At 29.9% G+C, this 24,757-nt stretch carries 23 protein-coding genes; all 23 read left to right on the top strand.

The window, feature by feature from the left end:
- Positions 1-59 precede the first annotated feature (59 nt).
- The 23 genes from AACQ14_RS13530 to AACQ14_RS13420 all read left to right on the top strand — a co-directional run bounded on the left by AACQ14_RS13530 (position 60) and on the right by AACQ14_RS13420 (position 24,733).
- Positions 60-824, top strand: a complete 765-nt coding sequence (locus AACQ14_RS13530) for an N-acetyltransferase (RefSeq protein ID WP_339364108.1) — start codon at positions 60-62, stop codon at positions 822-824.
- A 1-nt stretch (position 825) separates the two neighbouring features.
- Entirely contained in the window at positions 826-1,716 is an 891-nt protein-coding gene (locus tag AACQ14_RS13525; RefSeq protein ID WP_339364107.1) for an SPL family radical SAM protein, read from the top strand.
- Between the two features lie 29 nt (positions 1,717-1,745).
- A complete protein-coding gene (locus AACQ14_RS13520; RefSeq protein WP_339364106.1) occupies positions 1,746-2,645 on the top strand; it encodes a hypothetical protein in 900 nt (299 codons plus the stop codon).
- Between the two features lie 69 nt (positions 2,646-2,714).
- Entirely contained in the window at positions 2,715-3,563 is an 849-nt protein-coding gene (locus AACQ14_RS13515) for a hypothetical protein (RefSeq protein ID WP_339364105.1), read from the top strand.
- A 97-nt stretch (positions 3,564-3,660) separates the two neighbouring features.
- Positions 3,661-4,239, top strand: coding sequence for a signal peptidase II (locus AACQ14_RS13510; RefSeq protein WP_339364104.1), 579 nt, complete (start codon positions 3,661-3,663; stop codon positions 4,237-4,239).
- 34 nt (positions 4,240-4,273) lie between these two features.
- Complete coding sequence (locus AACQ14_RS13505) at positions 4,274-4,525, top strand: TfoX/Sxy family protein (RefSeq protein WP_113674928.1); 252 nt, start codon at positions 4,274-4,276, stop codon at positions 4,523-4,525.
- A gap of 135 nt (positions 4,526-4,660) precedes the next feature.
- Complete coding sequence (alaS, locus tag AACQ14_RS13500) at positions 4,661-7,300, top strand: alanine--tRNA ligase (protein WP_339364103.1); 2,640 nt, start codon at positions 4,661-4,663, stop codon at positions 7,298-7,300.
- Positions 7,301-7,449: 149 nt separating this feature from the next.
- On the top strand, positions 7,450-8,751 hold the full coding sequence (locus AACQ14_RS13495) for a CapA family protein (protein ID WP_339364102.1): 1,302 nt from the start codon (positions 7,450-7,452) through the stop codon (positions 8,749-8,751).
- 176 nt (positions 8,752-8,927) lie between these two features.
- The gene (rpsU, locus tag AACQ14_RS13490) at positions 8,928-9,101 is read left to right on the top strand and encodes a 30S ribosomal protein S21 (protein ID WP_113675675.1); all 174 of its coding nucleotides are present in this window, start codon (positions 8,928-8,930) and stop codon (positions 9,099-9,101) included.
- A 26-nt stretch (positions 9,102-9,127) separates the two neighbouring features.
- Positions 9,128-9,571, top strand: a complete 444-nt coding sequence (locus AACQ14_RS13485) for a GatB/YqeY domain-containing protein (RefSeq protein WP_339364101.1) — start codon at positions 9,128-9,130, stop codon at positions 9,569-9,571.
- A 162-nt stretch (positions 9,572-9,733) separates the two neighbouring features.
- The gene (locus AACQ14_RS13480; protein WP_339364100.1) at positions 9,734-10,024 is read left to right on the top strand and encodes a YabP/YqfC family sporulation protein; all 291 of its coding nucleotides are present in this window, start codon (positions 9,734-9,736) and stop codon (positions 10,022-10,024) included.
- Between the two features lie 44 nt (positions 10,025-10,068).
- On the top strand, positions 10,069-11,316 hold the full coding sequence (yqfD, locus tag AACQ14_RS13475; protein ID WP_339364099.1) for a sporulation protein YqfD: 1,248 nt from the start codon (positions 10,069-10,071) through the stop codon (positions 11,314-11,316).
- Positions 11,276-12,247 carry a PhoH family protein gene (locus AACQ14_RS13470; protein ID WP_339364098.1) on the top strand — a complete coding sequence of 324 codons (972 nt, stop codon included), beginning with the start codon at positions 11,276-11,278 and terminating at the stop codon, positions 12,245-12,247. Before yqfD ends, AACQ14_RS13470 begins: the two co-directional genes overlap by 41 nt.
- Positions 12,248-12,261: 14 nt before the next feature.
- A complete protein-coding gene (locus tag AACQ14_RS13465) occupies positions 12,262-13,674 on the top strand; it encodes an HD family phosphohydrolase (RefSeq protein WP_339364097.1) in 1,413 nt (470 codons plus the stop codon).
- Positions 13,655-14,152 carry an rRNA maturation RNase YbeY gene (gene ybeY, locus AACQ14_RS13460; protein ID WP_339364096.1) on the top strand — a complete coding sequence of 166 codons (498 nt, stop codon included), beginning with the start codon at positions 13,655-13,657 and terminating at the stop codon, positions 14,150-14,152. Before AACQ14_RS13465 ends, ybeY begins: the two co-directional genes overlap by 20 nt.
- Positions 14,149-14,502, top strand: coding sequence for a diacylglycerol kinase (locus AACQ14_RS13455; protein WP_339364095.1), 354 nt, complete (start codon positions 14,149-14,151; stop codon positions 14,500-14,502). Before ybeY ends, AACQ14_RS13455 begins: the two co-directional genes overlap by 4 nt.
- A gap of 59 nt (positions 14,503-14,561) precedes the next feature.
- Positions 14,562-15,719 (top strand): DUF3048 domain-containing protein, encoded by a 1,158-nt coding sequence (locus tag AACQ14_RS13450; protein WP_339364094.1) that lies wholly within the window; start codon positions 14,562-14,564, stop codon positions 15,717-15,719.
- 42 nt (positions 15,720-15,761) lie between these two features.
- The gene (locus AACQ14_RS13445; protein WP_339364093.1) at positions 15,762-16,142 is read left to right on the top strand and encodes a cytidine deaminase; all 381 of its coding nucleotides are present in this window, start codon (positions 15,762-15,764) and stop codon (positions 16,140-16,142) included.
- 192 nt (positions 16,143-16,334) lie between these two features.
- On the top strand, positions 16,335-17,960 hold the full coding sequence (locus AACQ14_RS13440) for a putative polysaccharide biosynthesis protein (protein WP_339364092.1): 1,626 nt from the start codon (positions 16,335-16,337) through the stop codon (positions 17,958-17,960).
- 89 nt (positions 17,961-18,049) lie between these two features.
- Positions 18,050-19,042 (top strand): hypothetical protein, encoded by a 993-nt coding sequence (locus AACQ14_RS13435; protein ID WP_339364091.1) that lies wholly within the window; start codon positions 18,050-18,052, stop codon positions 19,040-19,042.
- A gap of 221 nt (positions 19,043-19,263) precedes the next feature.
- Entirely contained in the window at positions 19,264-21,636 is a 2,373-nt protein-coding gene (locus tag AACQ14_RS13430; protein ID WP_339364090.1) for an alpha-galactosidase, read from the top strand.
- A gap of 79 nt (positions 21,637-21,715) precedes the next feature.
- Positions 21,716-22,942 carry a BaiN/RdsA family NAD(P)/FAD-dependent oxidoreductase gene (locus AACQ14_RS13425; RefSeq protein ID WP_339364089.1) on the top strand — a complete coding sequence of 409 codons (1,227 nt, stop codon included), beginning with the start codon at positions 21,716-21,718 and terminating at the stop codon, positions 22,940-22,942.
- Between the two features lie 195 nt (positions 22,943-23,137).
- Complete coding sequence (locus AACQ14_RS13420; RefSeq protein WP_339364088.1) at positions 23,138-24,733, top strand: NAD(P)/FAD-dependent oxidoreductase; 1,596 nt, start codon at positions 23,138-23,140, stop codon at positions 24,731-24,733.
- The last annotated feature ends 24 nt before the right edge of the window (positions 24,734-24,757 follow it).

Genomic DNA, 24,757 nt, shown 5'->3' with positions numbered 1-24,757 from the left:
ACTGATGTCATATTAAACATTGTATAATGAACATATGATATAATCAAGGAGGATGTATAATGGATTTTATAACTTTAACAAGCAATAATATTGAAGATGAGCATATATGTTGTGCAATTTCAGATAAAAAATCAATTGAAGGATATAAAGCTAAGAAAAAGTGGTTAGCAGAACAGATTGAAAAAGGATATGTCTTTACTAAACTTGATGTTAGAGGTAAAGTATTTATTGAATACTGTCCTTCAGAGATTGCTTATTTGCCAATAATAGCTGATGACTACATGGTTATTAATTGTTTTTGGGTATCAGGTAAATATAAAGGATGCGGCTATGGTAAAAAACTGTTAGATAAATGTATACAAGATAGCAGGGAAAAAAGCAAAAAGGGAATAGTGGTACTTTGCAGTGATAAAAAAAGACCCTTTGTTTCAGATAAAAAGTTTTTTGTTAAACATGGTCTTCAGGTCATTGATACAGCACATCCTTATTTTGAATTATTATATATAACTTTTGATGATAATGCCGATAAACCCAAATTTATTGGCACAGCAAAAGAAGGTATATGTGATGATAATGGTGGATTCAAAGTATATTATTCCAATCAATGCCCGTATATGAATTATTATATAAATCTACAAAGTAATATTAGCCAAGAACATGGTATAAAATATGAGGCAATACTTGTTGATAGTAAAGAAGAAGCAAGAAAATGTCCATCACCATTTACAATTTATTCTTTATTTTATAGAGGTATATTTATAACTCAAGAATTAACAGCTGAGAAAAAGTTCACTAAAATTATTGAAGAGCTAGAGGGAAAATAAAATGGATTTTGTACAAGCTAGAACAATTATAACTAAGACTAAAAAACCTGATTATTGGTTTGGTTATGAATACAATATGAATATATATAGAGGCTGTAATCATGGGTGTATCTATTGTGATTCTAGAAGCGAATGTTATCATATTGATAATTTCAGTGAAGTAAAGGCTAAAGAAAATGCATTAGAAATTATTAGAGATCAATTAAGGAGAAAAGTAAAAAAGGGAGTAATAGGTTGTGGAGGGATGAGTGACCCCTATAATCCTTATGAAAAGGATATGTTACTTACTAGAAATGCTCTAGAATTAATAAATGCATATGGTTTTGGTATAGTAATAGCCACAAAAAGTTCTTTGATAACTAGAGATATAGATGTTATACAAGATATAAATAGGCATTCTCCAGTATGTATGATACTGACTATAACAACTGCTGATGATGATTTAAGTAAGATAATTGAACCTAATGTTAATGTATCGTCAAAAAGATTTGAGGCTTTAGCGACCCTAGCTGAAAATGGTATATTTACTGGAATTCTTCTAATGCCAGTTTTACCCTTTATTAACGATACTGAAGAAAATATTAAATCAATTGTTGATAGGGCACATGAAGCAGGAGTAAAATTCATCTATCCTTATTTTGGTGTGACATTACGACAGAATCAAAGGTGTTATTACTATGATAAGTTAGATGAACATTTTCCAGGTATAAAGGAAAAATATATTAAACAATATGGTAATAGATATAGGTGTAGCAGTAGTAATTATAAAAAGTTATGGAATGCATTTCAAAAATCTTGTAAGGATTATAATATATTATATAGGATGAGTGATATTATTAGTGCTTACAAAGCTAATTCTAGGCAGGTTCAGCTTAGCTTATTTAATTATTGATTACAAGTTACCATAACAGGGGAGGAACTATGGAAAGATTCTTAACAGGACATTTTGGAATATTTGATGAAGATAAACAAGAGAGAGATTTCAGAGAAGGATTTTATGGTGTAGAAGCATGTATGATAGATAAGGGAGAGGATATAGATAGATTGATTAAAGTATCTCATGAGGATAATTTTAATGTATGTGTTCATTTCCCTTTGAGAAGCGGTAAATGGAAATTCAGAGATCCTCAATTCATGTCAAATGATATGAATAATAAAAAAGATTCCTATGAATATGTGGAAGAGGAAATAACATATATATGTGAGAAATTTGATCCTCATTATATTTTATTTCATTATCCTAAACCTGTTATTCTAGATCCTAAGGTGGATTGGAGTAATTGGAGGTTTGCAGATGAGTCTGAATATGTATATGATTCTGAGTATACTTATGATGAGTTTGTGTGTCAAACACAAGAGTTATTTAAGTATCTATCTACTAAGGCTGAAGAATTAGATTTTATTCCAGTTCTAGAGTTTGATGCACTTAATAAATATGTTGTTGAAAATAATATTTTAACAGAATTATTGGATAGATATCCTTCAATAAGGTTATGTCTAGATATTGCTAGATTACATTTACAGGATATAATGGATAATAATTTTGACCCTTACCCTATAATAGAGAAGTATGCAAAGTATGCAGAAGTCATTCATCTATCTAATGGTCGATTATGTGATAACAGGAATAATAACCATTATCCTGCATTACCAGAATTAAAGACTAGTGATGGTTGGGCAGATGTAAGAAAATATTTTAGGTTGATAAATGAATATAACAAGGATTATAAAATATTGTTTGAACATAGATCAGACAAAATAAGTGATGAACAATTAGAAAGCTGTTATAGGTGGGTCGAGCAATTGACGAATCAATATTAAAATTAATTGATTTTAATAATATTTGTTAAATCCTCTTTTAATTGATACAATATATTGAGGGGGCGTTATATGAAATCTAATAAATATAAAAATATCAGTAAAATCATATTATTAATGTTCATTATAATAAATAGTAGTATTGTTGTTAATGCAGATGCTGGACCAAAGCCATCTTTGACCATATACGTTATCAATAGTCCAAATGATGACTATTACCTTGACCTTTTAGTAGATGAAAAATCTGGATTTGGAGAGTTTATTTTTGATTATGAAGAACGTGATACTAAATGGGAGCATCTGAAATTGTATCAATATAAAAATGATGGATACAGAGCTGCTTGTGTTCATTCAAAAATGGTTCATGGTTCTTTACAAGGGACAGATAATGAGTTCAATAGTTATAAACATTCCTTTGGTTACAAAGTTCCTCATGAGTTTAAAGTTATATATGAGGATGCTCAAGGGAATATACAGGTATCAAACAAAATTAAGTCCAATAATTTTTTTGCATCTGCTGTTTATGATTATAAGAAAAATGAGCTACAGAGGATGAGTAAAAGTTTTATTTATTATCATAATTTTAATATAACTTTTAGTTTTATACTTAGACTTTTACTAACACTTATTGTAGAATTGATAGTATTAAGATATTTTAAATTAATTAAAAGAAAAACACCTGTTATTTTAGCTAATATATTAACACAGATATATCTAAATGTCTTATTTGTGGCATCATATTATACATTTTTAAGGCAATATTCAATTATAGTTTTTTTGATTCTAGAGATTAGTATTATATTTATTGAGTATAATATTTATAAGAAGTTTTGTAGATACGAGAGTAAGAATTACCTGTTAAGATATACTATTATTGCAAACATAATTACTGCTTTATTAGGATATTGGATTGCTTTTTAGTAAATGAATGTAACAAAAAGTTTATCAAAAAACAAGATGACAGTTGATTACCCTAAATTATTTTCTACATAGTATAAATGTATAGGGAGTAGTTATCATGCTACATTTTTCTAAGTATAAAAATCTAATATTAATTATTATTTTTATTTTATTCGACCAGATTATTAAGATATTAATAAACACTTATTGGATTGATAATTATTATGATATAAGTAATAAAATAGCTATTAAACCAATGTTAAATAAAGATTATTCATATGTAAATAGCACTTTTGGTATAGATATGAGTTTACAAACTCATATCATATTAATTAGTCTAGTTCTATTGGTTTTAATTATAATCTACAAATATATATTGGCTAATAACACTAACCTAAGATTATTGGTACTAGGATTGAATCTATTAATTGCAGGATGTATTTGTTCTCTATTTGATAAATTTTTATGGTCTGGAAGTTTGGATTATATCTGTGTAAAAGGTTTACTAGTATTGGATTTGAAAGATATATATTTGATTATTGCTGAAATTATACTTATTATTTGGATAATTATTAAGCGTGAACTGGTTTTTAGATTAAATATAAGTGATATAATTAGATTTGTTGGAGATGAATGGGCAAATTATAGGATGAAAAGCGTTATTAAACATAGAAAAGTCAAATCAAATGGCAAATGATTTTATAATATATAATGAAAGGAAGCGCACTAGAATGAGATTATCAGAATTACCCAATATAGGAAAAACACTTGAAAAGGAATTAAATGATATTGGCATACAAACTGCTGAAGAATTAAAAGAGATTGGTAGTATTGATGCTATAATCAGATTAAGCATACATGGTGACACCTGTTACAATAAACTATATGCTCTAGAAGGAGCAATAAAGGATGTTAGATGGCACCAATTACCTAAAGAGTATAGACAAGAATTAAAAGGTAAATATGATCAGTTAAAAAAATAATATCATTTTACAGTTTTTATAAAGGGTAGTATTGACAAAAGTAGGGCATTTAATTATAATTTTAAAAAGAGAAATGTGTACCTCGTAAGAAAACGAGGATTTTTTTTTAATAGCTGAATGGAGGAAAAAGAAACAATGAAAAAGTACGGTTTAAACGAACTTAGGAAAATGTATCTTGAATTTTTTGAAAGCAAAAATCATCTTAAAATGAACAGTTTTCCATTAGTTCCTAAAAACGATAAAAGTTTATTATTAATAAATGCAGGTATGACACCATTAAAACCTTATTTTACTGGTCAGGAAGTACCACCAAGTAAAAGAGTTACTACTTGTCAAAAATGTATTCGTACAGGTGATATAGAGAATGTAGGAAAAACTCAGAGACATGGTACTTTTTTTGAAATGCTTGGTAATTTCTCATTTGGTGATTATTTTAAAGAAGAAGCTATAGAGTGGGCATGGGAATTTGTCACAAAAGTACTTGAATTACCAGAAGACAAATTATATGTATCTATATATTTGGAAGATGATGAAGCAGAAAAAATATGGCATGAAAAAATTGGTTTGCCTAAGGATAGAATAATACGATTAGGAAAAGAAGATAACTTCTGGGAGCATGGTACAGGTCCATGTGGTCCATGTTCAGAGATTCATTATGATCGTGGCGTGGAACATGGTTGCGGTTCACCAGATTGTAAAGTAGGTTGTGACTGTGACAGATTCATGGAATTCTGGAATCTAGTATTTACTCAATTTGAAAAAACTGAAGACGGTCAGTATGTTCCTCTTGATTTCCCTAATATAGATACAGGAATGGGGCTTGAAAGACTTGCCCTTTTAATGCAGGAGGTAGATTCAATATTTGATATAGATACAATACAGGCTTTATTACAAAAAGTTTGTGATATGGCTAATGTTAAATATAAAGAATACCCACAGAATGATATATCCATAAGACTTATCACTGATCATATTCGTTCAGTAAGTTTTATGATTTCTGATGGTATATTACCATCTAACGAGGGCAGAGGATATGTTCTTAGAAGATTATTAAGAAGAGCCGCTAGACATGGTAAACTTTTAGGTATAGAAGGCAAATTCTTAGCTAAGCTATGTGAAACAGTTATTGAAGTTTCCAAAGAAGCTTATCCTGAATTAGAAGAAAAGAAAGATTATATTACTAAGATAATAACAGTAGAAGAAGATAGATTCAATGAAACAATAGATCAAGGTCTAGGTATATTAAAAACTTATATTGATGAATTAGAAAAAGAAGGCAATAAGAGGCTATCTGGAGAAAAAGCATTCAAATTATATGATACTTACGGTTTCCCTATTGATTTAACAAAAGAGATTCTTGAAGAAAGTAATCTACTTGTTGATGAAGAGGGTTTTAATGTAGAAATGGATAAACAAAAAACAAGAGCACGTGAAGCAAGAGCTGAAAGTAATTATATGGGTGCAGAAGAAACTGTATATAATAAATTAGATGCTTCATTAGAATCTAAATTTGTTGGATATGACAATATTAAATATAGTTCTATGGTAAAAGTCTTAACTGATGAAAAAGAAATCCGAAATGTACTACAGGAAGGTACAAAAGGAACTATATTCGTTGAAGAGACACCATTTTATGCTACCAGTGGTGGACAAGTGGCTGATATAGGATACATTACAACTGAAACAGGTAAATTTGAAGTTGAAGATGTAGTTAAGATAATGGGAAATAAAACAGGTCATGTAGGAATAGTTGTAGAAGGAACTATTGAGGTTAATCAAGAAGCAGAGTTGATTGTTGATGAAATCAATCGTAGAGCTACAGCTAAAAATCATAGTGCTACTCACTTATTGCAAAAAGCATTAAGAAATGTATTAGGAAATCATGTTGAACAAGCTGGTTCTCATGTAACTCATGATAAATTGCGTTTTGACTTTACTCATTTTCAACCATTGACAGAAGATGAAATAAGACGTGTAGAAGATGAAGTTAACTCAAAGATCATGGAAGGACTTAATATAGTAACGAAAGAAATGTCTATTGAGGAAGCTAAAAAACTAGGAGCTATGGCATTATTTGGAGAAAAATACGGTTCAAAAGTTAGAGTTGTCAACATGGATGACTATAGTGTTGAATTATGTGGTGGTACACATATATCAAATACTTCTGAAGCTGGAACATTCAAGATTGTTTCTGAAACAGGGGTTGCTGCAGGTGTTAGAAGAATAGAAGCATTAACATCCAATAACGCTATCAACTACTATAAGAATTTAGAATCATTGATAAAAGATTTTTCGAAATTACTAAAAGCTGAACCTTCAATGCTCATCAAGAAGACAGAACAGTTAATGGAAGACAATAAGAAAGTTAAACAAGAAAATGAAAAATTGAAAGCAAAACTTTCAAAAGGTGCTGCTGATGATCTATTAAATAATGTTGTAGAAATAGATGGAGTCAAACTACTAGCTGCAAATATTGAAGACCAAGATATGAATGGATTAAGAAATCTTGGAGATAGCTTGAAGCAAAAACTTGGTGAAGGTGTAATAGTATTAATAACATCCAAAGGAAGTAAAGTTAATTTGGTTGTTATGGCAACTGACGAAGCCATTAAAAAAGGAGCACATGCAGGTAACTTAATTAGAGAAGTAGCAGGTGTTGTTGGTGGCGGTGGTGGTGGCCGTCCAAATATGGCACAAGCAGGTGGTAAAAATCCTGAAAAGATAGTAGAAGCTTTAGAAAAAGCAAAAGATGTATTAAAAACTCAAATAAAATGATATACTCGATTAAATAGATAAAGCCTAGTATAGATCAAATAAATATACTAGGCTTTACTTAAAATAGGTATACTTACAAGTTAGTTTTGAATAATTATTAAATCTGTAAAAATGAAGTTTTAATATACATATGGAATGAAGGGATATTCATGAAGATAAGAAAAATTAGTATGGCTGTAATTATTGTAATATTGCTTAGTGGTTGTTCTAGTAATTCATATATTGTAAAATATGATAATGATAAGATTGCATCAAGAATCAATATGGATATAGCAGAAAATATGATAGATAAATCTTTAGTGAATCATAAGATTAATAATGTGACATTAACAGCTGTTGGTGATATAATGTTTCACAAGTGGCAGCTATATAGAGGTTATGATAAAGACACTGATAGTTTTGATTTCATTAACTCATTTAGTTATGTAGAAGATTATCTAAGACATTCTGATTATACAATTGGGAATCTTGAGACTACATTAGCTGGAAGAAATAAAGGCAGGAATGTTAGACCTGAGAATACATATAAAGGTTATCATGGTTTTCCATGTTTCAACACCCCTGAAATATTAGCATATAATATGAAAAAAGCTGGTTTTGATTTATTATCTACAGCTAATAATCATTCTTTGGATAGTAAGCCAGAAGGGGTTATATCTACTTTGGATTTTCTAGATGAGCAAGGTCTGGCACATGTAGGAACATATAGGAATGAAGAAGAAGCCAGTGAAATATTTACTACGGATATAAATGATATGAAGTTTGCATTTTTAGCGTATACATATGGGACCAATGGATTTGATGTACCAAAGGATAAACCTTATCTGATTAATACTTTAGAAATGTATGATAGAGATAAAATTGATGATATGATATCAGAGGTAAAGAGGGCTGATAAAACAGGCGTTGATTTTGTTGTGACAATAATTCATTTTGGTAATGAATATTTTGATTATCCCAATTCCCATCAAAAGAACATTGTGGATAAATTATTTGACGCTGGTGCAGATGTTATTATTGGTAGCCATCCTCATGTCTTGCAACCCTTGGAGATTAGGGATATTAAGTGTGATGATGGTTCTACAAGAAAAGGTGTGGTAATCTATTCTTTAGGTAATTTTTTATCATCACAGAGATATACAAAACAATATCCATCACAGACAGATGTAAGTGTTATCATGGATATCAATTTTGAAAAGATAGATAATCATAGAGCAGAAATAAAAAGTATTTCCTTTGTCCCAACTTGTACTTTTAGGAACTCAAGAGAATTGGCAGTATTACCAGTAGATGAGATTCTAGACAACATGGATTCATACAATCTGGATATAAACGAATATGGTATAAATAGACTTGAATATGCAAGAGCTAACACAATTAAACATATATTAACTTATACAGATAAAGATTATATTTATAATAACTATAAGTACACTATTTCTTTGGATTAACAGGATTTTGGTAAATATTGATTTATATTATATATTATAATAACTATTAAGTTTTCAAAAAACATATTGACGTATTTCTATAATATGATATAATCTAATATAGTGCTAGATAATTAATACCCCAATAGTTGTGAGGTAAGGCACAAATTGCAACTGGAGGGAGGTAGGAGTTGGCTATGTCAAACATTGTTATTAAAGAAAATGAAACCCTAGATAGTGCACTCAGAAGATTTAAAAGAAGTTGCGCAAAAGCAGGGATTATGCAGGAAATTCGTAAGAGAGAACATTATGAAAAACCTAGCGTAAAACGTAAAAAGAAATCCGAAGCTGCTAGAAAACGCAAATTCTAAGTTAAACTTATATTGAGGATGATTTTATGTCATTAAAAATTCAATTATTGCAGGATATGAAATCTGCAATGAAAGAAAAAGACACTTTACGTAAAAACACTATTCAGCTAGTCCGCTCAGCCATTCTTCAGGAAGAAAAAGACAATCACGTAGAATTATCTGATGATGATGTTATTAAGATAATATCAAGTCAGGTAAAGAAGAGAAAGTCGAGCCTTCCTGAATATGAAAAAAGTGGCCGAACAGATTTAGTTGATGACTTAAAAGTAGAGATTAATATTTTGATGTCTTATTTACCCGAACAATTATCTGATGAAGAATTAACTTCTATAGTTGAAAAAACTATTGAAGAAGTTGGTGCTTCCTCAATGAAAGATATGGGTAAAGTAATGTCTGCTATTATACCAAAGGTACAAGGTAAAGCAGATAATAAAAAGGTAAGTGAAATAATTAGAAATATCTTAAAATAAAGCTGTTGATTTATCAACAGCTTTTTTAGTGTGTTTTTTTACTAATCAATCTTATTGTTTTTTTAATTCAACTTATAGAATATTAGATATAAAATAAACATATTTATGTATAAAGGAGGGGAATATGAGTTGGAGGATACCCTTATCAAGGTGAGAGGATGAATGACAATTAGTAAAAAGAAAAAAGAGAAAAATAATGATAAAAAATTTCATATAGCAGAAATATTAGAAGTGCCTAGAGATGTAGCACTTGGGGATTCAATTATAACTCTTACTGGAAAACGGGAAATGCTTATTGAGAATTATAAAGGGATAGTGGAATATGACGAGCAATTTTTAAAGATAAAAACCAAAAATGGATTAATAGAATTAGAGGGTAATCATTTCTTAATTACATATCTTACAGATGAAGAAATCAAGATAACTGGTCAAATAAAAAAAATCAAGTATTAGATTAGTCAATAATATAAAAATTAAAAGAGGAAGAAGGGTGACATTTGCTTCTTGAAATATGGAAATATCTAAGAGGCTATGTTATTATAAATGTAAGTGGTTTTTCACCTGAGAGATTTATCAACCTATGCGCTAATAGAGGTATATATATTTGGAATGTCAAAAGTGTTAATAATGGGTTTAATCTTTATATTAGTGCAAAAGGTTTTAAATTAATACGTCCACTAGTTAAAAAAACAGGATGTAAGGTGAGAATAACTGGGAAAATAGGTTTGCCTTTTAGATTTCTAATCTTTAGGAAAAGAAAGATATTCCTATTTGGAATGATCATTTGTATGGCAATAGTCTTTTTGTTATCTTTATTTATATGGAAAATTGATATTGAAGGTAATTCTATGTATACAGATGAACATCTTATTAAATTCCTTAATACTCAGTCACATTTTGTTGGGATGTGGAAAAAAGATGTTAAGTGTAGTGAATTAGAAAAAATCTTACTTAAGAATTACGGTAATATCAATTGGGTAACTTGCGAGATGACAGGAACAAAATTACTTATTCAAATTGAAGAGGGTAGAAATAATATTAAAATTGAAGATTTAAGTAAGCCTTGTGATATTCTATCTAATAAAAAGGGTGTTATAGTTTCTATTGTAACCAGAACAGGTTCTCCTAAGGTAGTAAAAGGAGATGTTGTAGAAGAAGGGGATGTACTGGTTTCAGGTACATTAGAAATAAAAGAATTAGAAGAAATCAAAGCAATTGAATTTACTCATTCTGATGCTGACATATATATGAAAACAATTTATCCGTATCATGATGAAGTTAATTTGAAGTATGTTAATAAGATATATACTGATAATAAAAAGAAAGATAATGCATTACAAATATTAAATTTTAAAATAAATTTATTTAAACCTAGAATAGAATATAGTAATTATGATAAAATAACCACATGTGATGAAATTTGTTTATTCGACAACTTTTATTTGCCAATAAGTACTCACAAAACGTCTTATGAAGAATACAAATTAATAGAAGAAACTTATACAAATGAACAAGCAACCAATATAATAAATGAAAACATGACAAGGTATTTAAAAGAACTAGAAGATTCTAAGAAGCAAATAGTCAATAATGAAATTGAAATTATTGAATCGGCTGATAAAATAGTTGCAGATGGAATCATAGTAGTAATTGAAAAAATTGGTGAAAAAAAATACTTTGATGAAAATGAGCGGAGGCAAGGATATGAAGAATACTTTAGAGAAGACGATTCAAATACCCCATGAAATAATAGTGAATGTATTTGGACAGTATGATAATAATATTAAGATTATAGAAAAAAAATTAGGCGTTAATATCATAAATAGAGACAATGAAGTTAAGATAATCGGCGAACAGAAGTCTGTTAATATAGCAAATAGAGTAATCAAACAATTAATAGATACTGCCAATAAGAATATAGAAATAACAGAGCAAAATGTTGATTATACATTGGCATTATGTGAAAAACAAAAAGAAGAAGAAATGAGTAAATTAAATGATGATCTGATATGTGTAACCCCAGGAGGTAAACACATAAGACCTAAGACATTAGGTCAAAAAAAATATATTGATCTAATTAGAAAAAAAATGATTGTATTTGGGATTGGTCCAGCTGGTACAGGTAAAACTTATTTAGCAATGGCTAATGCTATAACTGCATTCAAGAATAATGAAGTCAATAGGATCATTCTTACTAGACCAGCGATAGAAGCTGGGGAAAAATTGGGATTCTTACCTGGTGACTTGCAAAGTAAGATAGACCCTTATTTAAGACCTTTATATGATGCTCTATATGAAATTATGGGAGCTGATACATTCTTAAAAAACATGGAGAAAGGTCTGATAGAAGTAGCTCCCTTGGCTTATATGAGAGGAAGAACACTTGATAACAGTTTTATAGTATTAGATGAAGCTCAGAACACTACACCTGCTCAGATGAAAATGTTTTTAACAAGAATAGGATTCAATTCAAAAGCAGTCATTACAGGTGATGTAACACAGAAGGATTTACCAGGGGGTCAAAAATCCGGATTAGAAGTAGCTTCTAGAATACTTAAGAATATTAATGATATAGGAATAGCTAATTTGACTAGTAAAGATGTTGTAAGACATCCATTAGTTCAAAAAATAATAAACGCTTACGAAAATTATGAGAACAAAAATACTAAACGATAAGATGGGGGAGAGATATGAAAACCAAAGAGAATCATAGGTCAAAGATAAGTTTGTTGATCACTTTTCTAGCAATATTCGCGGTATTAGCTACAATGGTATCAACTGTAATAGCACTAGGTAGTAGTGATTTCTTTATTAAATTGAGCGTAGGCTGTTTTGTAATTCTATTATTTGTAATGTTATATGTATATATATACTTTTTTAATAAAGATTTATTTAAGCACAAGAATAGGATATTACTTTATACTTGTATTTATATAATATTGATGATTGTTGTAGTTTCCATGAATAGACTGCCTTATCTTCTTATACCAATTCCAATAGCTGGTATGCTGATAGCTATTATGATTGATAACAGATTAGGAATTATGACAAATATTTTATTGACTATAGTAGGTTTACTGGTAAGTGGTAACGGTATAGAGTTCTTTCTATTCTATACAATTTCCGGTACACTATCTTGCCTAGTGATAACCCAGGCTAAGAAAAGAAACAAGATTGTTTTCGTATCAGGGTATTTATGTATTGTTAATATAATCTTGGTAGTGCTTGTAAACCTCTATCAGAACGGTAGTTTTTCTAATTTTAATGTTACTGACTTATTTTATGGTGTTCTTAATTCAATATTCTCAGTAATAATAACTATAGGTAGTTTACCTTTATGGGAAACATTATTTGATGTTTCTACTCCATTAAAATTACTAGAATTAACTAATTCAGATCAAAAACTAATACAAAGATTATTATTAGAAGCTCCAGGTACATATCATCATAGTCAAATGGTATCTAATTTAGCTGAAACAGCAGCTAATGATATTGGTGCAGATGCATTATTAGCTAGAACAGGAGCTCTATATCATGATATAGGTAAATTAAAAAATCCTATGTATTTTACTGAGAATCAGGATGGTGTTAATCCTCATGATGAATTAGACCCTGCTGCAAGTGCTGAGATAATAATTAATCATGTAGAATATGGAGTTAAGCTTGCAATAGAAAATCATCTACCAAAAGCAGTTAGAAGTATTATTAAGCAGCATCAAGGGGATACTTTAGTTAAATACTTTTATTTTAAAGCAAAAGATAATAGTGATGGTTTTGATGTAGATGAAAATGACTTCAAATATTCTGGACCAAAACCACAAACAAATGAAGCTGCTATAATCATGTTAGCTGATTGTACAGAAGCTTATATAAGGTCTTTACCAGAAAACAAAAGAAATTTATCTAATATTGAAAAATGTATAGAAGAGATTATAAACAATAAATTTGCTGAAGGGCAATTGAATGAATGTAATCTGAAAATAAAAGAACTACCTATTATTGGCAATTCTTTCATGAAGGTGTATAATGGATTATACCATGAAAGGGTAAAATATCCTGATAACAAAATAGGAGGAAATGAAGTTGTCGATAATAATAAATAATGATACCGAACAAAACTTTAGTAAAGAATATGCAGATATAATAAATAAGGTGATTGCTGTCTCATTGGACCAAGAAAAATGCCCATATGAAATAGAAGTAAGCGTAACAATAACTAATAACGATGAAATAAGAAAAATCAATAGAGAACATAGAGATATGGACAAGCCGACCGATGTATTATCATTTCCATTAATAGATTTTACAAAGCCAAGTGAATTTGATGAAATTGATGAAGATAATGACGAATGGTTTGATCTTGATACAGGAGAGCTTATGTTAGGTGATATAATAATATCACTTGAGAGAGCTTGCGAACAAGCTAAGGAATATGGACATTCAATCGAAAGAGAAATTGGGTTTTTAACAGCTCATAGCATGTTACATTTAATGGGTTATGACCATATAATAAATGAGGAAGAACAAGTTATGAATGCAAAACAACAACAAATCTTAAATGAAGTAGGTCTTAAACGATGAAAAACAGACATTTAGCCGATAGTTTTAAATGCGCCTTTAGAGGTATATTTCAGGCATTTAAAACTGAGCGAAATTTTAAACTTCATGTTTTAGCAACGATTATTGTATTGTTGCTAGCTTGGTATTTTAATTTTACCAAGTGGGAATATATAATACTTGTTATAACCATACTCATTGTTATGATAACTGAATTATTGAATACTGCTGTGGAGTATACAGTAGATTTAGTATGTGGTAACAAATATAATCAGTTAGGCAAATACGCAAAAGATATTGCTGCGGGTGCAACTTTATTAGCTGCTTTTGGTGCGGTGATTATTGGATGTATATTGTTTATACCTAAAATATGATATATATTTTATAAATATAAGTTTGGAATTTAATTTTACTAAAGAAGGGTATGAAATAAATGAATAAAGTACTAAATAAAGTAATGATAAAAGTAATTATAATGGTAATGATATTAACAATGTTTACAGTAACAGGTTGCAAGAAGAAAGTATCTGATACTAGTATAAATGAAGATAACCAGACTGAAACCAATATAACAGATAGTGAAGAACAAGAAAACAATGATTCAACAGATATTGAGGATAATGAGGAAACACAAGAAGTGGAAGAAGTAGTGAACGACCATGAAGGTGAGGTAATTAATACTTTAACTGGTTTATGGATAAGTGAGGAAGCAGCAAATAGAAGACCAATTGGAATAATGATAAACAATCTAAAAGCTGCTATGCCTCAAAGTGGTATTGCACAGGCTGACATAGTATATGAAACACTTGTTGAGGGTGGTATTACAAGATTATATGCTATATTTAGAGATTTTGATGCAGAAAAAATTGGTCCAGTCAGAAGTGCTAGGCATTACTATTTGGATTTTGCTTTTGACCATGATGCCATTTATGTTCATTACGGTAAAAGTACTTATGCGAAAGAAAAGTTCAAAGAATGGAACTCTCCTCATATGGATGGATTATCAGGTTTAGATGCAGTTATGTGTTATCAAGACCCTACAAGAGTTAGACCGCATAGTACATATACAAGTTATGATAAGCTATTGAAAGCATGGAAACAAGTAGGTTATAGAGAAACAAATAAAGAAGACTTTGAAGCAAAATTCAAGTTTTCAGAAGAAGAAATCAATCTAACTTCAGATATGGAAGCCACTTATATAGATCTACCATATTCTCATTATGAGCAAAAACCATGGTTTGAATATAAGGAAGAAGATAAGTTATATTATAGATTCCAATTTGGTGGTAAGCATATAGATAGAGAAACTGAGGAACAATTGAAATATAAGAATATCATAATACAATTTGCTAACATATGGACAATAAAAGGTGACATATATGGCTGTATGGATATGACTCTAGTGACTTCAGGTGATGGATATTATATCACTAATGGAAAAGCTCAGAAAATAACTTGGAAGAAACCATCTCACTATAAACCAACATTATATTATAATGAGAATGGTGAAGAAATAAAATTAAACAAAGGTAAGACTTGGGTATCAGTATTTCCTAAGAATAGAAAAAGTAAAATTACTTTTACTAAATAAATTCTATGTTCAAGTTAAATGTATGAAAGGATATGATATTGTATGAATTATAGCGAATTAGTTAATGAAGCTATGAAAGCTAAAGAAATGGCATATGTTCCATACTCTAAATTTAAAGTAGGAGCAGCTGTTATTACAAAAGGTGGTAAAATCTATACTGGATGTAATATAGAAAATGCTTCATTTGGTGCAACAAATTGTGCTGAAAGGACTGCGCTATTTAAGGCGGTATCAGAGGGAGATAGAGAATTTGAAGCTATTGCAGTAGTTAGCTCAAGTGGAGATTTCACACCTCCATGTGGTATCTGTAGACAGGTACTAGCTGAATTAATGCCAGAAGGTAAAATTATCTTAGCAAACAATAATGGAGAGACTAGAGAATATATGGTTGAAGATTTATTACCTGTAAGATTTGAATTATAACTATAATTTTTTGATCATTATCAATAAAATTGATATAAAAGCTATAGTATTAGTCAACAATATAAGCTGATACTATAGCTTCGTTTATTTTAACAATTACATAACTTATATAAATTATAATGTAAACTTAATTTGAAAAATGTAAAATTATAGTATAAAATATATTAGACATATTTTTTTTGAGGTGTAAAGATGAATAGTTTGAAGCAAAAGAGAAAAGGCAGGAATTTAGCAGTACAGGGTGCAATACTAGCTTCTGCTGGTATAATAGTAAGGCTAATCGGATTTGCTTATCGTATTCCATTAGTAAATACAATAGGTGAGGAAGGTATCGGATGCTATAGTAAGGCATTTGATATATACTCATTTGGATTGATTATATCATCCTATGGACTTCCATCTGCTGTATCTAAGCTTGTATCTGCTAGAATGGCTGTAAAAAAATATAAAGAAGCCCATAAGATATTTATATCTGCATTATTTATAGCACTTCTTATAGGGTTGATATCAGCAAGTATCATGTTTTTTGGTTCGTCACTATTGGCTGATTTGGTTTATAGTGAAAAATCTCAATATGCTATTAAGGCTCTATCACCAACATTACTTATTTTCTCAATTATGGCTGTTTTAAGAGGATATTTCCAAGGCATGAATACGATGATACCTACAGCTATTTCACAAGTCATAGAACAGATTTTTAATGCTATTTTTAGTATAGTTCTAGCTAGTATTTTATTTACGAGGGGTTATGAATGGGGAGCGGCTGGTGGAACATTAGGAACAGGAATTGGTGCTTTTGCAGGATTATTGACCTTGATTGGTATTTATTTCATGTCAAGAAAATTGTTCTTGAAAAGAGTTCGTAAAGATAGTAATTCAGACTCAAGTATTACTCATTTCAGTTTTGGAAAACTGGTAGTTATGACTTCAGTACCTATTATAATTGGAAGTGCAACTTTTCATTTTACTAACTTAGTAGATATGTTTATGTTTAATGATGCCCTTCGTTTCCACAATTATACTCAAGAAATGTCAGATACTTTATACGGTATACTAAATGGTAAATACAAGATTATTATTACTTTACCAGTATCTATTGCATCAGCATTAGCTGCTGCTACCATACCAAGTATTACTACATCAATAGTATTGAAAGATAAAAAACAGATTAAAAGAAAAATAAATATGGCTATTAGATTTACCATGTTCATAGCAATTCCATCATGTGTAGGTATATTTATATTATCAGAACCTATAATAAGAATGCTGTTTGGTATCAGCAATCTTGAAAAAGCTTCATTGTTGCTTAAAATAGGTTCAATTTCAGTTGTATTTTTTGCTTTATCAACAATATCCATTGGGGTTTTACAAGGAATGGATAGATTAAGAGTTCCTGTAATAAGTGCTGTGAAATCATTGCTTATCAAAGTAGTTTTCAATGTAATACTTTTATATGCATTTGATACTAACCTAATAGGAGCCGTAGTCACAAATATTATATTTGCATTTAGTTCAGCGTTCTTTAATATGAGAGCTATTAAGAAATATACAAGGATGAAATTTGATATAAAGAAAACTTATATAATTCCCACTATTTCTGCACTAGTAATGGGGTTAAGCTGTAATATTGTCTATACTTTATTTGGCGCAATGAGAATAGGCAATACAATCTCCACATTGATATCAATTTTAGTAGGAGCATGTGTATATCTAATATTGTTAATAAAATTAAAAGGTTTGGATAAAGAGGAATTATATTCATTACCAAAAGGTGAATCACTAATTAGGTTATTAACTAAGATGAGATTATTGAAATAATTTATTTTATTAAAAATTTTTAAAATATGTATAAAATTAATACTTATTGTAAATACTTATACCAAAAATACTCGTAAGGAGTGATTTTGGTGAGAAGTAAGAAAATATTTGTTATTGCTTCGGTAATTTGTATTATTGCTATAAGTATTATTGCAGTAAATAGATTTTATGGATACATTTTCAAAGATGATATTACGGATAAACAAGATGATGAAATAGTACTTGATAATAACATAGAAAAAGATAATATAAAAAATAAGGTTTTAGAAGATAATAGTGAAAATTTAATTTCAGGAGATAATTATTTAGACATTAAAGAAAAAATAACTGATATCGAACCAATAGCAAGCAGTAAAAACAATGAGGATGTAATTTCTGTAGATACTGTGAAAGAGCCTAAGATTATGTCTTCAACACGAATAGAATATCAAAATTATTATACGTTAGATGATAAATTAGAAATTGAAAAAGAGATTGAACCACCATACTATATGATAAATTTGACCAGAGAACAAATGGAGGAGTTCTATCCCGAATTTCAATTAATAGCTTTTTCTCCTGAAAAAGTTATACTAAGAAGAATAATTGAGGATCGTTCTGATAAGTATTATATTATTAAAAGACATAATACCAATATTGGAGTATTTCATGATTACAGAGATAAAGGTGAAGACATTGAACTAGATGAATATCTAAGAGATACAATTGACATACCGGTCAATGATTTGGTTTGGGAAGAACAGGAAAAGCTCAATAATGGAATTATTGTATATGGTGAAGAGGAACTGTCACAAAATCTAAAGAAATTATGGCAGTTATACAGATTAAACCAAAGTGGTAAATATATTCTAAAAGAATACAATGGTGTCATGGGAGTATTTTACGATTATAAGAAAGATGAAAAATACTCATCTGATTTAAAGCAGGATAGACTGAATGATCTATTAAAAGACTATTTAAGAAAAGTTATTGAAACGCCTGTTAGCGGTTTGGAAGAAGAATTGATGAATAAGTTAAAAGAAGGAATAACTGTTAATAGTGAAGTTGAGCTTATAAGGTTATTAGAAAATTATACAAGTTAATTACAGGAATCATTCATGAATTTTTATTATAAAGAAGGTCTATGAGAATTATAATTATGGACTTTCTTTTTTATATTATAAGAAAAGGATGAAAGTTTACAGTAATTGTTAATTATGATACACTAATCTATATTAACAACATTAAGAGTATGTTTTTTGCTGGTCGGGAATGTGGTCATACTTATTAGAATTAATAAAATCTATTAGGAGAAGGTGTTTTAATGATTTATGTAAATAATAACAATGAATTTCATCTTACAACATCCAATACTAGTTATATCATAAAAGTATTAGAGTCCAATCACTTATCATATTTATATTATGGACGTAAAATAAGAAACAGGGATGATTTTAATAATTTATATCATAATTATGTAACACCAGTTGGCAACGAGACTAATTATAGTAAAAAACATGAACATTATTCTTTGAACACCACTACATTAGAGTTATCAACTTATGGCAAGTCTGATTATAGAGAGCCATCATTACATATAGAGTTTAGTGATAATTCAAGAGTAAGTGATTTTCTATTTCATTCATATAACATATATGAAGGCAAAAAAGATATGGAGGGATTACCACATACTTTTCAGAACGAGGACACTGTTACGTCATTGGAGATTAAGTTATATGACCAAGTGATGGATGTATATGTGTTATTACAGTACTCTGTTTTTTATGATAGAGATGTCATTACAAGAAGTATAAAAATTATTAATGGTGAATCAGGTAGGATTAAAATTGTTAAGGCAATGAGTTTTAATATTGATTTTGATAATTGTGATTACGACTTGATAACTCTTGAAGGAAAATGGATCAGAGAAAAGCATATACAAAAACAAAGACTTAATAAAGGAGTATACTATATTAATTCAAAAAAATTTACTTCAAGTTCGGATCTCAATCCTTTTATGTGTTTATCAGAGGCTGATACTACAGAAGACTATGGTTCCTGTTATGGTTTTTCTTTATTATACAGTGGCAATCATCAAGGGTTAGCAGAAGTCAGTCCTCATAATCAAACTAGGGTACAGATGGGAATTAATCCATTTGATTTCAGCTGGCTGTTAGATAAAAAAGAAGAATTTCAAACTCCAGAAGTAATAATGACTTATTCAAACAATGGAATAGGAGGCATGAGCAGGAATTTTCATGATGTCATTAATCATAATCTAATTCCAGTGAGATGGCAATTCAGAAAAAGACCTCTTTTAGCTAATAGTTGGGAAGCAGTATATTTTGATTTTAATGAGAAGAAATTGTTAAAACTTGCAAAAACTGCAAAAGAACTTGGCATGGAATTATTTGTACTAGATGATGGTTGGTTTAAAGGGCGTAATGATGATACAACTAGTTTAGGGGATTGGGTTGAAGATAAAAAGAAACTCCCTAATGGTCTTGAAGGTCTTAGTAATAAAATTAATGAAATGGGACTAGGATTTGGATTATGGGTGGAACCTGAAATGATATCACAAGAGAGTGATTTGTATAAAAGACATCCCAGTTGGGCTATAAAACTTGAAAATAGAGAACCATCACTTGGAAGAAATCAATTAATGTTGGATATGTCTAATCCTAACGTAATAAATTATCTATATAAACAACTTAGCAGCGTTTTCAGACGGGGAAAGGTTAAGTATGTAAAGTGGGATATGAATAGGTGTGTAACTGATGTTTATTCTTCATATCTACCAAAACATAGACAAAAGGAATTGGCACATAGATACATGTTGGGATTATACGATTTACTGAATCGATTGAAAACGAATTTTGAGGATATATTATTTGAAAGTTGTGCTAGTGGTGGTAATAGGTATGATTTAGGAATGTTATATTATATGCCCCAAACATGGGCAAGTGATAATACTGACCCTGGTGAAAGAATGAATATTCAATATGGTTCATCGTTGATTTATCCACTAAGTACCTTTGGAGCTCATGTTGGTTCTAACCCTTCACATCAAGTATTGAGACAAAACAGTATTGAATCAAGATTCAACGTGGCTTGTTTCGGATTATTGGGTTATGAACTTAATTTGAATAATCTCTCCAATTTCGAGAAAAAGGCTATTAGGAAACAAGTAGAGTTTTATAAGAAACATAGGAAATTATTACAGTATGGTACATTCTATAGAATTAAATCACCATTTGAAACAAATTATGCCATATGGATGGTAGTTTCTAAGGATAAAGAAGAAGCCATTGTAGGCTATTATCAAAAACTGCAAGAAAGCAACAAAAGTTTGGAGACCATTAAATTAAAAGGTTTAGAAGAACAGTATATGTATCATCTGGAATCAAGGGCACAATTTATGAATATAGAGAGATTTGGTGAATTAATCAATGATTATGTACCTTTTAATGTGAAGACCAATGGTGTAAGAGGAATTATACATAAAACAATATCTGATAATTATATGTTCAAAAATGATGTTCAAAAGGTAGATGAATATGGTGACAGCTTGATGTATGCTGGATTAAAGCCTTTACAACAATTCAATGGAGCTGGATTTGGTGATCAGGTAAGATATATTGGAGACTTTGGTTCAAGAATATACTACTTGAAAAAAGTTGAAGTCAATCAAGAATAATACATTGTTTATAAAATATCCTTGCATTCATATAATAAATAACTTAAAATAGTTTTATTATATGATGTGAGGTTTTTTTATGGCTAAAAATAAGATTGTTATTGTTGGTGGTGGAGCTTCAGGGTTAGTTGCAGCAATTGTCGCAGCAAGAAATGGAGCAAAAGTTACCATTTTAGAAAGAAAAGATAGAATTGGGAAAAAAATACTGGCTACAGGGAATGGTAGATGTAATCTAACCAACATACACTGTTCCAACAAATATTTTCATGGTGGAAATAAGGATTTCATCACAAAGATATTAGAGTTGTTTGATGTAAATGAAACATTGGAGTTCTTTAGTGAATTAGGCATATATCCTATTACTGTTGATAGTGGAAAAGTTTATCCTAATTCATTACAAGCAAGCTCGGTATTGGATGTACTAAGACTTGAAGCAGATAGATTGAAAATAAATATAGAATGCAATGCTGAAGTTACTAAGATTGAGCGAAGTAATAACTTTGTCATTTATACAAAGGATAAAAAATATTATGGTAATAAAATTATTATAGCAGCTGGAGGAAAATCTTCTCCTGACCTAGGCTCTAATGGTAGTGGATTTACATTAGCTAAATCTCTTGGACATACTATTAAAAAGCCCATACCTTCATTGGTTCAGCTTAAGTCTGGTGCTGATTTCTTGAAACAAATAAAAGGTGTCAAAATAAATGCTTTGGCTAAAATAATAGATGAGAATAATGAAATAATACGGAAAGAATACGGAGAAATATTGTTTACAGATTATGGTATATCAGGTCCACCTATTTTACAGATTAGTAGAATTGCTTCTGATTATCTTAATGATAATAGGAGAGTTAGTGTAGATATTGACTTTTTCCATGACTTATCAGATAAGGAAGTGGATCAAATTCTGTTGAAGAGGTTGACTTCTATGCCTAATAAAACTATACAAGAGAATTTTATAGGTTTGATTAACAAAAGATTAATCAATATAATTATAAAAGAAGCGGGTATAGCATTGAATAAAAAATCTGCTGACATAAAAAAAGAAGAAAGAAATAAGCTTGTATCTATTCTAAAAAAATTCTCATTAATTATAACTGGTACCAATCAATGGAATCAATCACAAGTTACTGCAGGTGGTATCATAACAAGTGAAATAGATGAGGTTACTCTAGAATCAAGGAAAGTTAAAGATGTATATCTTGCTGGAGAGGTTATAGATGTAGATGGTGATTGTGGAGGGTATAATCTACAATGGGCTTGGAGTACGGGGGTTGTTGCAGGTATGAATGCTAGTAACTAACGGTCGCTTAGACGGTATAGGGGGAATATTTCGTCAGCTAATTAAACGTCCTGTTTAAAAAGCTGAGTTCGCCGTCCATGGCTCACTGCTCCATATTCCCCCTATACCATCTAAGCTCTGTATTACATGTATATGAATTAGTGGTAATTTATTGATAAGTTTTATAGAAAATTGAATCATGAAAGGATAAGTTAGATGTTACGACTACAGCAAATTAAGTTTGGTCTTGATCATAATGAAAATGATATTTATAGAAGACTAAGAAAAGAATTAAGGATAAATGAGGATACTAAGTTTTCTTATACGATTGTAAAAAAATCTATTGATGCTAGGAAAAAGAATGATATAAAGATAGTTTATACCTTTGATATAAAGATTGATAATGAAGATAAAATATTAGCTAAGAAAGGTAATCGTTCTCTTTGTTTTGTTAATAATAAGAAATATGAATTTCCTAATAAAAGTGCCAATTTTACAGATAAACCAATAATAGTTGGTTCTGGACCTGCAGGACTTTTTTGTGGGCTTATATTGGCTGAGAATGGGTATGAGCCTATTATCCTTGAGAGAGGACAGGATATGGATAATCGTGTGAAGGATGTGGAACGATTTATAGTTACTAATGAGCTTTCTACTAAGTCGAATATTCAATTCGGTGAAGGCGGAGCTGGAACATTTTCAGATGGAAAGTTAAATACTATGGTTAAGGATAAATTTTTTAGAAATAGAAAAGTACTAGAGGAATTTGTTGAATGTGGAGCTCCTGAAGAGATATTATACTATAATAAACCTCATATTGGTACTGATTATCTTAGGAAAGTTGTAAAAAGCATTAGAAAGAAAATTATTGATTTAGGTGGAGAGGTAAGATTCAACAATCAAGTTACATCTTTGTTAGTTGATGAAGGTTGTATAGCTGGAGTAGTTGTTAATAATACAAGTAAAATAAAGTCTAGGAATGTTATTCTTGCAATAGGACATAGTGCAAGAGATACGTTTTCCATGTTAAAGGACAATAATATACTTATTGAAAAGAAACCATTTGCTATTGGACTTAGGATTGAGCATCCTCAGGATTTAATTAATAAGTCACAATATGGAAGTAGCTATGAACATAAAAGCTTACCAGTTGCGGATTATAAATTAACACATCATTGTAATAATGGTAGAGGAGTATATTCATTCTGTATGTGTCCAGGAGGGTACGTTGTCAATGCTAGTTCAGAAGAGGGTAGAGTTGTTACTAATGGTATGAGTAATTTTTTAAGAAATGCTGATAATGCTAATAGTGCACTTTTGGTCAATATAACTCCAGAAGATTTTTTTGAAGATGATGTACTTGCAGGTGTGGCTTTTCAAAGAAAATGGGAAGAATTAGCTTATATTGCTGGAGGCAGCAATTATAATATTCCTATTCAGCAATCGGTAGATTTCATGAATAATAAAATATCAGCAAACATTGGCGATGTCCGACCTTCCCTAGGTGATAAAGCAACCCTTTCTAATCTTAATGATTGTTTACCTAATTATGTTTGTGATGCCATAAAAGAGGGAATAACAGCTTTTGATAAGAAAATCAAGGGATTTGCAAGAGAAGACGCTATTTTATCAGGGGTTGAAACCAGATCTTCTTCGCCTATAAGAATTATTAGAGACAAGTATTATGAAAGCAACATAAGAGGATTATATCCTTGTGGAGAAGGTGCAGGTTATGCAGGTGGTATCATGTCAGCTGCTATGGATGGTATTAAGGTTGCTGAAGCTGTAACAAATAGGACTACAAAAAAATAGTTAATAAAAAGAGAGAATGGAATT

This window comes from Vallitalea maricola, assembly GCF_036985595.1.
In the GTDB taxonomy this organism is placed as follows: Bacteria; Bacillota; Clostridia; order Lachnospirales; family Vallitaleaceae; genus Vallitalea; species Vallitalea maricola.
The sequence above is the reverse complement of the archived record's forward strand: the minus strand, read 5'-3'. Positions and strand labels throughout refer to the sequence as shown.

Bases quoted from the DNA above. Each gene is read 5' to 3' on its own strand.
- AACQ14_RS13530 (WP_339364108.1), top strand. From the start codon at position 60: ATGGATTTTATAACTTTAACAAGCAATAATATTGAAGATGAGCATATA.
- AACQ14_RS13525 (WP_339364107.1), top strand. From the start codon at position 826: ATGGATTTTGTACAAGCTAGAACAATTATAACTAAGACTAAAAAACCT.
- AACQ14_RS13520 (WP_339364106.1), top strand. From the start codon at position 1,746: ATGGAAAGATTCTTAACAGGACATTTTGGAATATTTGATGAAGATAAA.
- AACQ14_RS13515 (WP_339364105.1), top strand. From the start codon at position 2,715: ATGAAATCTAATAAATATAAAAATATCAGTAAAATCATATTATTAATG.
- AACQ14_RS13510 (WP_339364104.1), top strand. From the start codon at position 3,661: ATGCTACATTTTTCTAAGTATAAAAATCTAATATTAATTATTATTTTT.
- AACQ14_RS13505 (WP_113674928.1), top strand. From the start codon at position 4,274: ATGAGATTATCAGAATTACCCAATATAGGAAAAACACTTGAAAAGGAA.
- alaS (WP_339364103.1), top strand. From the start codon at position 4,661: ATGAAAAAGTACGGTTTAAACGAACTTAGGAAAATGTATCTTGAATTT.
- AACQ14_RS13495 (WP_339364102.1), top strand. From the start codon at position 7,450: ATGAAGATAAGAAAAATTAGTATGGCTGTAATTATTGTAATATTGCTT.
- rpsU (WP_113675675.1), top strand. From the start codon at position 8,928: ATGTCAAACATTGTTATTAAAGAAAATGAAACCCTAGATAGTGCACTC.
- AACQ14_RS13485 (WP_339364101.1), top strand. From the start codon at position 9,128: ATGTCATTAAAAATTCAATTATTGCAGGATATGAAATCTGCAATGAAA.
- AACQ14_RS13480 (WP_339364100.1), top strand. From the start codon at position 9,734: ATGACAATTAGTAAAAAGAAAAAAGAGAAAAATAATGATAAAAAATTT.
- AACQ14_RS13470 (WP_339364098.1), top strand. From the start codon at position 11,276: ATGAAGAATACTTTAGAGAAGACGATTCAAATACCCCATGAAATAATA.
- AACQ14_RS13465 (WP_339364097.1), top strand. From the start codon at position 12,262: ATGAAAACCAAAGAGAATCATAGGTCAAAGATAAGTTTGTTGATCACT.
- AACQ14_RS13455 (WP_339364095.1), top strand. From the start codon at position 14,149: ATGAAAAACAGACATTTAGCCGATAGTTTTAAATGCGCCTTTAGAGGT.
- AACQ14_RS13450 (WP_339364094.1), top strand. From the start codon at position 14,562: ATGAATAAAGTACTAAATAAAGTAATGATAAAAGTAATTATAATGGTA.
- AACQ14_RS13445 (WP_339364093.1), top strand. From the start codon at position 15,762: ATGAATTATAGCGAATTAGTTAATGAAGCTATGAAAGCTAAAGAAATG.
- AACQ14_RS13440 (WP_339364092.1), top strand. From the start codon at position 16,335: ATGAATAGTTTGAAGCAAAAGAGAAAAGGCAGGAATTTAGCAGTACAG.
- AACQ14_RS13430 (WP_339364090.1), top strand. From the start codon at position 19,264: ATGATTTATGTAAATAATAACAATGAATTTCATCTTACAACATCCAAT.
- AACQ14_RS13425 (WP_339364089.1), top strand. From the start codon at position 21,716: ATGGCTAAAAATAAGATTGTTATTGTTGGTGGTGGAGCTTCAGGGTTA.
- AACQ14_RS13420 (WP_339364088.1), top strand. From the start codon at position 23,138: ATGTTACGACTACAGCAAATTAAGTTTGGTCTTGATCATAATGAAAAT.